The organism is Leifsonia araucanica, assembly GCF_051161895.1.
Classification (GTDB): Bacteria; Actinomycetota; Actinomycetes; order Actinomycetales; family Microbacteriaceae; genus Leifsonia.
In genome coordinates this window covers 1,189,596-1,203,196 of record NZ_JBMBTW010000002.1, presented here as the reverse complement: position 1 = coordinate 1,203,196, position 13,601 = coordinate 1,189,596, and the positions used below count along the sequence as shown (strand labels likewise).

The following is a 13,601-nucleotide window of genomic DNA, read 5'->3' as shown; positions in this document are numbered from 1 at the left end:
GGATCGCATGTCCAACCCGCTGAAGAAGACGATGGTCTACCTCGGCCTCGCCGACGAAGAGCTCGAGTACGACGAGCAGGCTCAGGAGCAGCCGCAGCGCCAGCAGGCGCCGCAGCAGCACCCGGCCCCCGTCGCGCCCGTCCCCCACCCTGCACCGGTCGCTCCCGTGGCCGGTCGCGCTCCGGTGACCCCGCTGCGCAAATCGTCCACCGCACGGAATGTTTCGGTACAGGAAATGAACGAGATCCTCACGGTCCACCCCCGCCAGTACCGCGACGCTCAGGCGATCGCCGAATCCTTCCGCGAAGGCATCCCGGTGATCATCAACCTGTCGCAGATGAGCGAAGGAGACGCGCGTCGCCTGATCGACTTCGCCAGCGGCCTCTCGCAGGGCCTCTACGGCAAGATCGAGCGCGTGACGCCGAAGGTCTTCCTGCTGTCCCCGTCGCACGTCGTCGTCTCCGGCGAGCACGGCGGCCAGGACGCGGAGGTCGACGCCTCCTTCTTCGCCCAGGCCTGAGTCCTCACCCACGCCTGAGCCCGCTTCGCCGAGAGCGAAACGATAGCCGCAGACACTCCGAGAGCGCGCCGTTCCCAGCTGGGGCGGCGCGCTTTCGTCCATACTGAGACTCGTGTTTGTCCTCGCGATCGTCGCCACTGTGGCGTACTACCTGCTCCTGATCTATTTCTTCGTGCTCTGGGCGCGCTTCGTGCTCGACCTGGTGCGGACCTTCAGCAGGGGATGGCGCCCCCGCGGCTTCGGCCTGGTGCTCGCGGAGTCCGCGTACGTCGTGACGGACCCGCCGATCAAGTTCTTCCGCAGGATCATCCCTCCGCTGTCGATGGGGCCGATCGCGATCGATTTCGGCTGGAGCCTCACCATGCTGGTGGTCATCATCGGCCTGTATGTGACTGTCGGACTTACCTGAGAGTCGGTCGCCTGTCGGGCGTTGCTCGGGATGTAGTGTTGACGAGCCGACGACCGATGAGCGACGGCGGAGTGCGCACCCCCAGCGCTCTTTGCTAGCGTTGGCTGAACGCAATTTTTGTTCGTACCCCAAGATCTAAGGTGGCTTGCCATGGCGCTGACTCCGGAAGATGTAGTCAACAAGCGGTTCCAACCGACGAAGTTCCGTGAGGGCTATGACCAGGACGAGGTCGATGACTTCCTCGATGAGGTCGTCGTCGAACTGCGTCGTCTGAACCAGGAGAACGAGGAGCTCAAGCAGCGCCTCGTGGCGAGCGATTCGCGCATCGCCGAACTGCAGCGCAGCGGTGGTCAGGGCGGCGCAGCCCCGGCTCCCGTCGCGGCGGCCCCCGCGGCCGACAACGGCGAGGTCGCTCGCCTGCAGAAGGAGAACGAGGAGCTCAAGCAGCGCCTCGCGGAAGCGCAGCAGGCCGCTCAGGCCGCCCCGGCGACCGCGGCGGCCCCCGTCGCGGCGGCAGCGGCAGCGGGCGCGGCCACGGCCGCGTACACCGCGCCGGACGCCAACGCCTCCGACCCGAACAGCACCAACAACCTCCTGCAGCTGGCTCGCCGCCTGCACGAGGAGCACGTGCGCGAGGGCATCGAGAAGCGCGACTCGCTGATCGCGGAGGGGCACGCCACCGCCGCCCGCATCGTCGCAGAGGCCGAGTCGAAGCAGCGCGCGCAGATCAGCGCCCTCGACCAGGAGCGCACGGCACTCGAGAGCCGCATCGACGGCCTCCGCTCGTTCGAGCGCGAGTACCGCGAGAAGCTGAAGGGCTACATCGAGGGTCAGCTCCGCGACCTCGAGAGCTCGTCGGTCTCCGGCACGGGCAGCTACGCAGCGCCGCGCACCGGTTCGCAGGACGCGTCGGCCAACGTCAACTCCGGTGCGGTCCCCGCCCCGGTCTCCGCCAACGCAGGCGACAACGCCAGCGGCCAGGACCAGGGCCAGCAGCCCCCGGTCTTCCCCGGCTTTGGAGGCTAGTAGCTCCCGCGCCAAGGTCAGCATCCGGGCCTTGGCGGTCCTCGGCGTCGTCGCGCTCGTCGTGTACCTCGTCGACCAGATCGCCAAGGTCCTGGTGGTGCAGAACCTGTATGAGGGTCAGCGGGTCGAGGTGCTCGGCCAGCTGTTGCAGTTCAACTTCGTCAAGAACGCGGGAGCAGCGTTCTCCATCGGCAGCGGGTCCACCTGGATCTTCTCCATCGTGGGCGTCGGTGTCCTCGGCTTCGTGATCTGGTACGCCCCGCGCATCCGGTCGGCGGCCTGGGCGGTCCTATTCGGGCTGCTGCTCGGTGGCCTGCTCGGCAACCTGACGGACAGGCTCTTCCGGGAGCCGGGCTTCGGGGTCGGCCACGTGGTCGACTTCCTGCAGATCCCGCTCCTGCCGGCGATCTTCAACCTCGCCGACGTGGCCATCGTGTCGAGCATGGTGCTGTTCCTCATCCTCACGATCCGCGGCATCGGCCTGGACGGCAAGCGCACGGACGACGAAGAGGAGGCGGAGGCGGAAGCCGTCGCCGCCGAAGCGGAGCCCGACCCGCACGACAAGCCAGCCGGCTAGCCATGGAATCCCGGAGTTTCCCCATCCCGGACGGCCTCGAAGGCTCCCGGGTGGATGCGGGCCTCGCCAAGCTCCTCGGCTTCTCCCGCAGCTTCGCGGCCGAGATCACCGAGGCGGGCGGCGTGAGCGTCGACGGCCGCCAGGTCGACAAGTCCGACCGGCTCTCCGCCGGGAGCTGGCTCGAAGTGAGCTGGCAGCCGAAGACCGAAGTGAAGATCGTCCCGATCGCGGTGCCCGAGCTCACGATCGTGCACGACGACGACGACATCGTCGTGATCGACAAGCCCGTCGGCGTCGCAGCGCATCCGGCAGCCGGCTGGGAGGGACCGACGGTGCTCGGCGCCCTCGCCGCCGCCGGGTTCCGCATCTCCACCTCCGGTGCCGCGGAGCGGGCGGGCATCGTCCACCGGCTCGACGCGGGCACGAGCGGCCTGATGGTGGTCGCTAAGTCCGAGCGGGCGTACACGCACCTCAAGCGGGCGTTCCACGACCGCACCGTCGAGAAGATCTACCACGCGGTCGTGCAGGGCCACCCCGATCCGCTGGTCGGCACCGTGGATGCGCCGATCGGCCGCCACCCGAAGTCCGACTGGAAGTTCGCGGTCGTCGCGGGCGGGAAGCCGTCGGTGACGCACTACGAGACCATCGAGGCGTTCCCGTCGGCCAGCCTGCTCGAAGTGCACCTGGAGACCGGGCGCACCCACCAGATCCGGGTGCACATGGCCGCCCAGCGGCACCCGTGCGTCGGTGACGCCATGTACGGCGCAGACCCCACGCTGTCGGCCAGGCTCGGCCTCACCAGGCAGTGGCTGCACGCCGTGCAGCTCGCGTTCGAACATCCGTCGACGGGGGAGTGGGTGACCTTCACCACGACATACCCGGAGGATCTGCAACACGCTCTCGACGTGCTTCGCGCGTCGTAGGTCCGACGTAGTCTTAAGCCCTCACCTCGACCCGGAGAAACAGTGCCGACCGACTCCTTCGTCCATCTCCACGTCCACAGCGAGTACTCGATGCTCGACGGTGCCGCGCGCATCAAACCGCTCGTCGACGCCGCCGTCGAGCAGGGCATGCCCGCCGTCGCCGTCACCGACCACGGCAACATGTTCGGCGCCTTCGACTTCTGGCGCTCCGCCACCGAGGCCGGCATCAAGCCGATCATCGGCACGGAGGCGTACCTCACGCCGGGCACGCACCGCACCGACCGCACGCGCGTCCGGTGGGGCGACGGTGGCGGCGACGACGTCTCCGGCTCCGGCGCGTACACGCACATGACGATGTTCGCGGCCACAACGGAGGGGATGCACAACCTCTTCCGGATGTCGTCGCTCGCCTCCACGGAGGGCTACTACTTCAAGCCCCGCATGGACAGGGAACTGCTGAACCGCTACTCCAAGGGCATCATCGCCACCACGGGCTGCCCGTCCGGCGAGGTGCAGACCAGGCTGCGGCTCGGCCAGTACGAGGAGGCGAAGAAGGCGGCGGCCGAGTTCCGCGACATCTTCGGCAAGGAGAACTTCTTCGCCGAGATCATGGATCACGGGCTCGGCATCGAGCGGCGCATCATGGCCGACCTCATCCGGCTGGCGAAGGAGCTGGACATCCCGCTCGTCGCCACCAACGACCTGCACTACACGCACGCCGCAGACGCGAAGAGTCACGCCGCGCTGCTCTGCGTGCAGTCCGGCTCGACGCTCGACGACCCCAACCGGTTCAAGTTCGACGCCGACGAGTTCTACCTCAAGAGCGCGGAAGAGATGCGTCAGCTGTTCCGCGACCACCCCGAGGCCTGCGACAACACGCTCGCCATCGCAGAGCGCTGCGACGTGAAGTTCGATACCTCCGCCAACTACATGCCGCGCTTCCCGGTGCCGGAGGGCGAGACGGAGCAGAGCTGGTTCGTCAAGGAGGTCGAGAAAGGGCTGCACGAACGCTACCCCGAAGGCATCACCGAAGAGGTCCGCAAGCAGGCGGACTACGAGATCGGCGTCATCTCGCAGATGGGCTTCCCCGGATACTTCCTGGTGGTCGCCGACTTCATCAACTGGTCGAAGCGCAACGGCATCAGGGTCGGCCCCGGCCGTGGCTCCGGTGCAGGCTCGATGGCGGCGTACGCCATGCGCATCACCGACCTCGACCCGCTGCGCCACGGACTGATCTTCGAGCGCTTCCTCAACCCCGACCGCGTCTCCATGCCCGACTTCGACGTCGACTTCGACGACCGGCGCCGTGGCGAGGTGATCAAGTACGTCACGGAGAAGTACGGCGAGGAGCGCGTCGCCCAGATCGTCACGTACGGCACCATCAAGGCCAAGCAGGCTCTCAAGGACTCCTCGCGCGTGCTCGGCTTCCCGTTCGGGATGGGCGACAAGCTCACCAAGGCGATGCCGCCGCCCGTGATGGGCAAAGACATCCCGCTCACCGGGATCTTCGACAAGAACCACCCGCGCTACAAGGAGGCGGTGGACATCCGGGCGGTCGTGGAGAGCGACCCGGAGGCCAAGACCGTCTTCGACACCGCCCTGGGGCTGGAGAACCTGAAGCGCCAGTGGGGTGTGCACGCGGCGGGCGTCATCATGTCGTCCGACCCGCTGATCGACATCATCCCGATCATGAAGCGCGAGCAGGACGGCCAGATCGTCACGCAGTTCGACTATCCGGCGTGCGAGTCGCTCGGGCTGATCAAGATGGACTTCCTGGGGTTGCGCAACCTCACGATCATCAACGACGCCCTCGACAACATCGAGGCCAACCGCGGAGAGAAGCTCGTCCTCGAAGACCTCGAGCTCGACGACCGCGGCGCGTACGACCTGCTCTCCCGCGGAGACACGCTCGGGGTGTTCCAGCTCGACGGCGGCCCGATGCGCTCCCTGCTCCGGCTGATGAAGCCGGACAACTTCGAGGACATCTCGGCGCTCATCGCCCTATATCGTCCTGGGCCGATGGGCGCGAACTCGCACACGAACTACGCGCTGCGCAAGAACGGCCTGCAGGAGATCACGCCGATCCATCCCGAGCTGGCCGAACCGCTCGCCGAGATCCTGTCCACCAGCTACGGCCTCATCATCTACCAGGAGCAGGTGATGGCGATCGCACAGAAGGTCGCCGGCTTCTCGCTCGGCCAGGCGGATATCCTGCGCCGCGCGATGGGCAAGAAGAAGAAGTCGGAGCTGGACAAGCAGTTCGAGGGCTTCGCGGGCGGTATGCGCGACAACGGGTTCTCGATGGATGCGGTCAACAAGCTCTGGGAGATCCTGCTCCCGTTCTCCGACTACGCGTTCAACAAAGCGCACTCCGCCGCGTACGGCGTCATCTCGTACTGGACCGCGTACCTCAAGGCGCACTACCCGGCCGAGTACATGGCCGCGCTGTTGACGAGTGTCGGAGATTCCAAAGACAAGATGGCGCTCTATCTCAACGAGTGCCGCCGCATGGGCATCAAGGTGCTCCCGCCGGATGTCAACGAGTCCAACCTCTATTTCGCCGCCGTCGGCACCGACATCCGCTTCGGGATGGGCGCCGTGCGCAACGTGGGGGCGAACGTCGTCGAGGGCGTGCGGGAGGCGCGCGAGACCAAGGGCAGGTTCGACTCCTTCCACGACTTCCTCACCAAGGTCCCGATCCACGCGGCCAACAAGCGCACGGTGGAGTCGCTGATCAAGGCCGGCGCGTTCGACTCGCTCGGCCACACCAGGCGGGCGCTCGTCGAGGTGCACGAGGACGCGGTCGAGTCCGCGGTGAAGATCAAGCGCAACGAGGCGAACGGCGATGTCGGCTTCGACTTCGACAGCCTCTGGGGCGAGGACGAGCAGACGGCGTCGCAGCACCACATCCCGGATCGGCCGGAGTGGGGCAAGCGCGACAAGCTGGCGTTCGAGCGCGACATGCTCGGGCTGTACGTCTCCGACCATCCACTGGCCGGGCTGGAACTGCCGCTCGCCAAGCTGGCGAGCACGTCGATCGCCGACCTCGTCGGCTCCGACAACATCCAGGACGGCGAGACGGTCACCATCGCCGGTCTCGTCACGAGCGTGCAGCACCGCGTGGCGAAGGCCTCCGGCAACCAGTACGGGATGATCCAGGTCGAGGACTTCGGCGGCGAGCTGACCGTGATGTTCATGGGCAAGGCGTACCAGGAGTTCTCGCCGATGCTGCAGGGCGACGCGATCGTCGTGGTGCGCGGCAGGGTCAGCCTCCGCGACGACGGGATGAACCTGCACGCGTTCAGCCTGATGACGCCCGATCTCGGTCAGAGCGTCGGCACGGGGCCCCTCATGATCACGATGCCGGACCAGCGGGCCACGACGGACACGGTCACCACCCTCGCCGAGGTGCTCGCCAGGCACCCGGGCGACAACGAGGTGCGCCTGCGCCTCGTGAAGGGCCAGGTCGCACGCGTCTTCGAGGTCCCCAAGCCGGTCACCATCAGCGCCGACCTCTACGGCGAGCTGAAGGGCCTCCTCGGCCCCAACTGCCTCGTCTAGCGGCCGGTCAGGCGGTTTCGCCGGGGGTGAGGTAGCGGCGCTCGTGGTAGAGCAGGGCGGCGTCGTCGTCTCCGACCTCGCCGTCCTCGATCTGCACGACCACGACCGCGTTGTTGTGCACGGAGACGCGCTCGACGATGCGGCCGACCATCCAGCTGGTCACGTCTTTGATGATGGGGAGGCCATGCGGGCCCGGGTACCAGTGGTCGCCGTCGAAGCGGAGCGCGTTGTCGCCCGCAAGCTTCTCCGCCACGGCGCGGTTGCGCACGCCGAGCATGTGGATGACCACGCGGTCGGTCTCGGAGATGGCCGGCCAGCTCGATGCGGAGCGGGCGATGTTGAACGTCGCCAGCGGCGGCACGGCGGCCAGCGACGCCAGCGAGGTGGCCGTGAAGCCGACGGGCGTGCCGTCCTGCGCGAGAGCGGTGATGATCGCGACGCCCGCCGCATGCCGGCGGAACGACTGGCGGAACGCGGTCAGGTCGGGCGTGACATCCGGCTCGATGCGGTCGGACGGCCGCGGTGCCTGCTCGGGCGTCGGGTTCTGAGACTGCGGCGAACTATTCATACGTATACAACAAGCACGGGTGGGCTCCTGGGTATTCCGGGTTGCGGATAGTCTTGTCTGGTCATGATGCACACCATTGATCTCCGCGGAATCCAGCCTACCCGTGCCGCGTTCCAGCGCCTCGTGCCCCGTCCCGTCGTGGATGTGTCCGTCGCACTCGACGTCGCCTCCGGTCTGATCGAAGACGTGAAGGCGCATGGTTCCTCCGCCCTCGCCGCGCAGGCGGAGCGGTTCGACGGGGGAGCGCCGGCGTCGATCAGGGTGCCGCAGGAGGACATCGACCGCGCGGTCGAGAACCTTCCCGCCGACGTCCGGGAGGCGCTCGAAGAGGCCATCGCCCGCGTGCGCGAGGCGACGGCGGCGCAGGTGCCTCCGGCCGCGGAGACCCGCATCGGACCGGGAGCAACGGTTGTGCAGCGCTGGCAGCCGGTCGAGCGCGCAGGGCTCTACGTTCCGGGCGGTAAGGCCGTCTACCCGTCGAGTGTCGTGATGAACGCGGTGCCTGCGCAGGTCGCCGGGGTCGCATCCATCGCCCTGGCCAGTCCTCCGCAGCGCGAGTTCGGGGGAGCGGTGCACCCGGCCATCCTCGGCGCAGCAGGGCTGCTCGGCATCGACGAGGTGTACGCGATGGGCGGAGCAGGCGCGATCGGCGCGCTCGCCTGGGGTGTCGAGGACATCGGGCTCGATCCCGTGCAAGTGATCACCGGACCGGGGAACATCTACGTCGCCGCCGCCAAACGCGTCGTCCGCGGCCAGACCGGAATCGACTCCGAGGCGGGGACGACCGAGATCCTGGTCATCGCCGACGACACGGCGGATGCGCGGTTCGTCGCGGCCGACCTGGTCAGCCAGGCGGAGCACGACGAGGCGGCAGCGTCCGTGCTCGTCACCGACAGCCCCGCGTTCGCCGACCGCGTCGCCGCGGAACTGGAGACCATCGCCGCCGCCACCAAGCACTCCGAGCGCGTGCGCACCGCGCTGTCCGGCCAGCAGTCGGCCATCGTGCTGGTCGACGACCTCGCCGCCGCCGCCGCGTTCAGCAACGCATACGGTCCCGAGCACCTGGAGATCCAGACCGAGAACCCGGATGCGGTGCTCGCCGGGATCGAGAGCGCCGGCGCCATCTTCCTCGGCCCGCACTCCCCGGTGAGCCTCGGCGACTACCTCGCCGGCTCCAACCACGTGCTGCCCACCGGCGGTCAGGCGCGCTTCTCGTCCGGACTCGGTGCGTACTCGTTCCTGCGCCCGCAGCAGGTCATCCGCTACGACCGACCGGCCCTGCAGCAGGTCGCCGACCGCATCGTCGCCCTGTCCGGCGCCGAGGATCTGCCCGCCCACGGCGAGGCCGTGACCGCGCGTTTCCTCTAGAGCACCGCAGCATCCCCCGGATGGGGTCTGCCGGACGGTAGAATCGGTGTCACCATGTTCTGCCCTTTCTGCCGCCACCCGGATTCCCGTGTCATCGACTCCCGCACGAGCGACGACGGCCTCTCGATCCGCCGGCGCCGGCAGTGCCCGGAGTGCGGTCGGCGCTTCTCCACCACGGAGACGGCGAGCCTCAGCGTGATCAAGCGCAGCGGGGTCGCCGAGCCGTTCAGCAGGGAGAAGATCGTGCTGGGCGTCCGCAAGGCGTGCCAGGGCCGTCCGGTGACGGACTCCGACCTCGCCGTGCTGGCGCAGAAGGTGGAGGAGACCATCCGCTCCACCGGTGCGTCGCAGATCGAGGCGAACGACATCGGTCTCGCGATCCTCCCTCCGCTCCGCGAGCTGGACGAGGTCGCCTATCTGCGGTTCGCGAGCGTCTACCAGGGCTTCGACTCCCTCGACGACTTCGACGACGCCATCCAGCAGCTGCGCATCGAGCACCACGGCGCACCGGTGGATGCGCAGGCGGGCACAGCCTGACCCACGCCCGGTATCCTCGTACAGGCATGTATCGCACACTCTTCTCCCTCGTCCTGTCGAAGCTCGATCCCGAACGCGCGCACCACCTGGCGTTCCTGGTCATCCGAGCTCTCCCTGTGCTCGGTCTCGGCCGCCTCGTGCGCCGGTTCACCGCGCCGGACCCGTCGCTCGCCGTCGAGGCGCTCGGACTGCGGTTCGACTCGCCGTTCGGCGTCGCCGCCGGGTTCGACAAGAACGGCGAGGCTGTGATCGGTCTCGGTCAGCTGGGCTTCGGCCACGTCGAGGTGGGCACCATCACCGCCATCGCGCAGCCGGGCAACGACAAGCCGCGCCTGTTCCGTCTGATCCCGGACCGCGCGGTCATCAACCGGATGGGCTTCAACAACCAGGGCGCCGCCGTCGCGGCCAACCGTCTGCTCGGCGTCGTGCGCACGCGCCGCCGCCCGGTGCTCGGCGTCAATATCGGAAAGAGCAGGGTCGTCGCCGTCGAGGACGCGACCGCGGACTACCTGACCAGCGCCCGCGCCCTCTCCCCGGTTGCCGACTACCTGGTCGTCAACGTCAGCTCACCCAACACGCCCGGCCTCCGCGGACTGCAGGAGCTCGAACTCCTCTCCCCGCTGCTCGCCGCCGTGAAGGAGGTGGCGGGGGAGAAGCCGCTGCTGGTCAAGATCGCGCCGGACCTCACCGACGAGCAGGTCGTGAAGATCGCCGGCCTCGTCGTCGACCTGGGCCTGGCCGGCATCATCGCCACCAACACGACCATCTCGCGCGAGGGGCTGCTCACCGACCCCGCCGTCGTCGAGGCCGCAGGAGCGGGAGGCCTCTCCGGCGCTCCGCTCGCCGACCGGTCGCTCGAGGTCCTGCGGCTGATCCGCGCGAACGTGCCCGCCGACCTGTGCGTCATCTCGGTGGGCGGCGTCGAGTCCGCCGCCGACGTGCAGGCGCGACTGGATGCCGGCGCCACCCTGGTGCAGGGATACACCGCGTTCCTCTACCTCGGTCCGCTATGGGCGAGGCAGATCAACCGCGGGCTACTCCGCCTCCGGCGTCCCCTGGTGGAAGCGTAGCCGCCAGCGGCCGTTGACCCGCAGCCACAGCGAGCTGCGGAGCGAGCTGCCACGCGCATCCATGGTGCGCGCGGTCAGCAGGATGATCTCGGGGGAGAGCGCCTCGGTGCCGAGCAGCTCGAAACCCGCTGCGGCCTCGTCGGTCTCCGCCGACAGCTCCTGCACGATGGCGTCGCGTCCCCAGAGGCGTCCGGAGCGGCCGATCTCCTCGAAGTCGGGGTGCAGCAGTGCCGCGACGCGCGAGGCGTCTGCGCGCACGGCCGGATCGAGCAGTTCCTGCTCCAGCCGGGCGACGACTTCTGCGTCGGTCTCCGCGGGCGCCAGGTCGGCGAACAGGTCGAGCTCGACGCTCTCCTGAGCCGGGCCGCTGGTCGCAGTCGCGGTCGCCTCGATGACCTCTCCCGTCGCCTCGTCCGTGCGGGTCCGGCCGGGCCAGCCCGGTCCGATCGGGATGGGGTCGCCCTTCTGGTACGCCGTCGCGACCGCGCGGGCGCGCACGTCGGCCGCCTCGTTCAGCGCGTGACCGGCGTGGCCCTTGACCCACTCGAAGGTGTACCGGCGACCCTGCACAGCGCGGTCCAGCCGCTCCAGCAGTTCGCGGTTGAGCACGGGGGAGCCGTCGGCCTTGCGCCAGCCCTTCCGCTTCCAGCCGGGCATCCACTTGGTGACGGCGTTGATGACGTACTGGCTGTCGCACAGGATTCGCAGGTCTTCATCGAGGTGCGCCGTGGAGTCGAGCAGGTCGATCACGGCCATCAGCTCGCCCTGGTTGTTCGTGCCGTGCGGCCATCCGCCGGCCGCCCAGGTGGTGTCGTCGACGTACCACGCCCACCCTGCCGGACCCGGATTGCCCAGTGCGGAGCCGTCCGCCGCTGCGACGATCGTCACGGTCAGCTGGGGTACTGGCCGCGCTTGACCTGCGGCTTCGGCAGGCGCATGACGCGCAGCTGCAGAGCACGCATAGCCGCGTACCAGCGCACGCCGCGCTCGACCTTGCTCTCTCCGAACTTCTCGCGCAGGCGCTTGCGCACCAGCATGCCGAGCACGAAGCAGTCGATCACGGCGATGGCGAAGAACGCCCAGAGCGCGAGCAGGCCGTAGACCTGGAAGTACCCGGGAAGGAAGGAGAGCACGATCACGAGCAGCATGACCGGGATGAGGTATTCGCCGATGCTGAAGCGCGCATCCACGTAGTCGCGCACGTAGCGTCGCTGCGGTCCGCGGTCGCGGGCGGTGAGGTAGCGGTCGTCGCCGGCGGCCATGCCGACGCGCGCCTTCTCGCGGGCCTCGGCCGTCTTCGCGCGGGCCTGGCGGGCGGCCTCCTTGCGGTCCTCGGGCACCAGGGGGCGCTTGCGGGCGGCCTCCTGCTCACGGCGCGTCGGGGTCGGGGCGCCCTTGCCCTGCCTCAGACGCTCTTCCGTCTCTTCTGCGGTCTCGACGACCGGGGCTTCTGCCTTGGTCGCCTGCGGGTTCTCTCGTTTTGCCAACGTCAAGCCTTCGATAGTGGGGTCCGCTTAAGATTACCGTCATGACGAACGGACAGCAGACCCCGCCCACCGAACCCACAGCAGCGGAGGAGGCGGTGCGCTCCAGCGTGGAGGCCGCCCTGCCGTCGACCGTCGCCGATCTGGCAGCGCTCGTGCGCATCCCGTCGGTGTCCTGGTCGGCGTTCGACCCGGCGAACGTCGCGGCCAGCGCCGACGCCGTCGCGACGCTGCTGCGCGACACGGGGGCGTTCGAGAGCGTGGAGATCAAGCGCGCGCCGATCGGAGACGGCGAGGAGTCCGGCCAGCCTGCGGTGCTCGCCACCCGGGCGGCGAAGAACGGGCGCCCGACCGTGCTGCTCTACGCCCACCACGACGTGCAGCCGCAGGGCAAGGACGAGGACTGGAACACGCCGCCGTTCGAGCCGACCGTGCGCGGAGACCGGATGTACGGCCGCGGGGCGGCGGACGACAAGGCGGGCGTGATGGCGCACGTCGCGAGCGTGCGCGCCATCGTGGATGCGCTCGGCAACGACTTCGACCTCGGCCTCGCGGTGTTCATCGAGGGGGAGGAGGAGTTCGGCTCCCGCTCCTTCGCCAACTTCCTGGAGCAGAACAAGGCGGCGCTCGAAGCGGACGTGATCGTGGTCGCCGACTCGGACAACGTCGACGTCGACACCCCGGCGCTCACCGTGTCGCTGCGCGGCAACGTGACCTTCCGGCTCACCGTCTCCGCCCTCGAGCACGCGTCGCACTCCGGCATGTACGGGGGAGCAGCACCGGATGCGATGCTCGCCATGGTCAAGCTGCTCGCCACCCTGCACGACGACAACGGCTCCGTGGCCGTCGACGGCTTCACCGCCAGGTCGGACGCGGCGGAGCCGCCCGCCCTCAGCGAGGAGCAGTTCCGCGAGGAGGCGGCGCTGCTCGACGGCGTGACGCCGATCGGCACCGGCCCCATCCTGTCCAGGATGTGGTCGCAGCCGACCATCACGGTCACCGGCATCGACGCCCCGAGCGTCGCCAACGCATCCAACACCCTGCTGCCGAGCGTCTCCGTGCGGATCAGCGCGCGCGTGGCTCCCGGCCAGCCGGCTGCGGACGCGTATGCGGCCCTGGAGCGCCACCTGCGCGCCAAAGCGCCGTTCGGGGCGCACGTCGCCATCGACGACGTCGACACCGGGGAGGCCTTCCTGGTCGACACCAACGGCTGGGCGGCGACGGAGGCCAAGCGGGCGATGACGGACGCCTGGGGAAAGGAAGCGGTCGAGACCGGCATCGGAGGGTCCATCCCGTTCATCGCCGACCTGGTCCGCGAGTTCCCGGAGGCGCAGATCCTGGTCACCGGCGTCGAAGACCCCGACTCCCGTGCGCACAGCCCTAACGAGTCCCTGCACCTCGGCGTCTTCAAGCGCGCGATCCTCGCCGAGGCCCTGCTCCTCGCGCGGCTCGACGCCCGCACGGGGGCGTAGTCGCGCCGATTGCGGAATGCCCGGGGCGATTTCCCGGTTTTCCGACGTAGAATCGTCCCAGATTTCGTCCAGAAGTCCGAACAAGA

At 68.8% G+C, this 13,601-nt stretch carries 13 protein-coding genes; 10 read left to right on the top strand and 3 right to left on the bottom strand.

Going from position 1 to position 13,601, the window contains the following annotated elements; all coding sequences use genetic code 11:
- Positions 1 to 7: 7 nt before the first annotated feature.
- From ACN6M5_RS05785 to dnaE, 6 genes are all read left to right on the top strand, one after another.
- Positions 8 to 520 carry a cell division protein SepF gene (locus ACN6M5_RS05785; RefSeq protein ID WP_085367960.1) on the top strand — a complete coding sequence of 171 codons (513 nt, stop codon included), beginning with the start codon at positions 8 to 10 and terminating at the stop codon, positions 518 to 520.
- Between the two features lie 112 nt (positions 521 to 632).
- On the top strand, positions 633 to 929 hold the full coding sequence (locus tag ACN6M5_RS05780) for a YggT family protein (protein ID WP_085367958.1): 297 nt from the start codon (positions 633 to 635) through the stop codon (positions 927 to 929).
- Between the two features lie 150 nt (positions 930 to 1,079).
- The gene (locus ACN6M5_RS05775; RefSeq protein ID WP_434948857.1) at positions 1,080 to 1,955 is read left to right on the top strand and encodes a DivIVA domain-containing protein; all 876 of its coding nucleotides are present in this window, start codon (positions 1,080 to 1,082) and stop codon (positions 1,953 to 1,955) included.
- A gap of 31 nt (positions 1,956 to 1,986) precedes the next feature.
- A complete protein-coding gene (lspA, locus tag ACN6M5_RS05770; protein ID WP_085367954.1) occupies positions 1,987 to 2,532 on the top strand; it encodes a signal peptidase II in 546 nt (181 codons plus the stop codon).
- Between the two features lie 2 nt (positions 2,533 to 2,534).
- Positions 2,535 to 3,455 carry an RluA family pseudouridine synthase gene (locus ACN6M5_RS05765; protein ID WP_085367952.1) on the top strand — a complete coding sequence of 307 codons (921 nt, stop codon included), beginning with the start codon at positions 2,535 to 2,537 and terminating at the stop codon, positions 3,453 to 3,455.
- Between the two features lie 90 nt (positions 3,456 to 3,545).
- Positions 3,546 to 7,016, top strand: coding sequence for a DNA polymerase III subunit alpha (dnaE, locus tag ACN6M5_RS05760; RefSeq protein ID WP_434952323.1), 3,471 nt, complete (start codon positions 3,546 to 3,548; stop codon positions 7,014 to 7,016).
- A gap of 7 nt (positions 7,017 to 7,023) precedes the next feature.
- Here dnaE and ACN6M5_RS05755 read toward each other — a convergent pair whose 3' ends face one another.
- The gene (locus tag ACN6M5_RS05755; protein WP_168689641.1) at positions 7,024 to 7,584 is read right to left on the bottom strand and encodes a flavin reductase family protein; all 561 of its coding nucleotides are present in this window, start codon (positions 7,582 to 7,584) and stop codon (positions 7,024 to 7,026) included.
- Positions 7,585 to 7,647: 63 nt separating this feature from the next.
- Here ACN6M5_RS05755 and hisD point away from each other — a divergent pair, with 63 nt between their 5' ends.
- From hisD to ACN6M5_RS05740, 3 genes are read left to right on the top strand one after another with little or no spacing between them, the layout of a single operon-like run.
- Positions 7,648 to 8,952: a histidinol dehydrogenase gene (gene hisD / locus ACN6M5_RS05750; RefSeq protein WP_434948856.1), complete on the top strand. Its 1,305-nt coding sequence runs from the start codon at positions 7,648 to 7,650 to the stop codon at positions 8,950 to 8,952.
- Positions 8,953 to 9,006: 54 nt separating this feature from the next.
- Positions 9,007 to 9,489, top strand: coding sequence for a transcriptional regulator NrdR (gene nrdR, locus ACN6M5_RS05745; protein WP_085367944.1), 483 nt, complete (start codon positions 9,007 to 9,009; stop codon positions 9,487 to 9,489).
- A 26-nt stretch (positions 9,490 to 9,515) separates the two neighbouring features.
- On the top strand, positions 9,516 to 10,559 hold the full coding sequence (locus tag ACN6M5_RS05740; RefSeq protein ID WP_434948855.1) for a quinone-dependent dihydroorotate dehydrogenase: 1,044 nt from the start codon (positions 9,516 to 9,518) through the stop codon (positions 10,557 to 10,559).
- Here the strand turns inward: ACN6M5_RS05740 and ACN6M5_RS05735 are convergent.
- Both ACN6M5_RS05735 and ACN6M5_RS05730 read right to left on the bottom strand, forming a co-directional pair.
- Positions 10,524 to 11,447 (bottom strand): RNase H family protein, encoded by a 924-nt coding sequence (locus ACN6M5_RS05735; protein WP_434948854.1) that lies wholly within the window; start codon positions 11,445 to 11,447, stop codon positions 10,524 to 10,526. The two genes, ACN6M5_RS05740 and ACN6M5_RS05735, sit on opposite strands and share 36 nt — an antisense overlap.
- A 2-nt stretch (positions 11,448 to 11,449) precedes the next feature.
- Positions 11,450 to 12,046 (bottom strand): DUF3043 domain-containing protein, encoded by a 597-nt coding sequence (locus ACN6M5_RS05730; protein ID WP_434948853.1) that lies wholly within the window; start codon positions 12,044 to 12,046, stop codon positions 11,450 to 11,452.
- 41 nt (positions 12,047 to 12,087) lie between these two features.
- Between ACN6M5_RS05730 and ACN6M5_RS05725 the strand changes: the two genes are divergently transcribed.
- On the top strand, positions 12,088 to 13,515 hold the full coding sequence (locus ACN6M5_RS05725) for a dipeptidase (RefSeq protein WP_434948852.1): 1,428 nt from the start codon (positions 12,088 to 12,090) through the stop codon (positions 13,513 to 13,515).
- The last annotated feature ends 86 nt before the right edge of the window (positions 13,516 to 13,601 follow it).

What these genes read in the sequence shown, in the direction of transcription:
- dnaE (WP_434952323.1), top strand. Translation starts at nt 3,546, where the DNA reads ATGCTCGACGGTGCCGCGCGCATCAAACCGCTCGTCGACGCCGCCGTC.
- ACN6M5_RS05775 (WP_434948857.1), top strand. Translation starts at nt 1,080, where the DNA reads ATGGCGCTGACTCCGGAAGATGTAGTCAACAAGCGGTTCCAACCGACG.
- ACN6M5_RS05755 (WP_168689641.1), bottom strand. Translation starts at nt 7,584, where the DNA reads ATGAATAGTTCGCCGCAGTCTCAGAACCCGACGCCCGAGCAGGCACCG.
- nrdR (WP_085367944.1), top strand. Translation starts at nt 9,007, where the DNA reads ATGTTCTGCCCTTTCTGCCGCCACCCGGATTCCCGTGTCATCGACTCC.
- ACN6M5_RS05740 (WP_434948855.1), top strand. Translation starts at nt 9,516, where the DNA reads ATGTATCGCACACTCTTCTCCCTCGTCCTGTCGAAGCTCGATCCCGAA.
- ACN6M5_RS05785 (WP_085367960.1), top strand. Translation starts at nt 8, where the DNA reads ATGTCCAACCCGCTGAAGAAGACGATGGTCTACCTCGGCCTCGCCGAC.
- hisD (WP_434948856.1), top strand. Translation starts at nt 7,648, where the DNA reads ATGATGCACACCATTGATCTCCGCGGAATCCAGCCTACCCGTGCCGCG.
- ACN6M5_RS05765 (WP_085367952.1), top strand. Translation starts at nt 2,535, where the DNA reads ATGGAATCCCGGAGTTTCCCCATCCCGGACGGCCTCGAAGGCTCCCGG.
- ACN6M5_RS05725 (WP_434948852.1), top strand. Translation starts at nt 12,088, where the DNA reads ATGACGAACGGACAGCAGACCCCGCCCACCGAACCCACAGCAGCGGAG.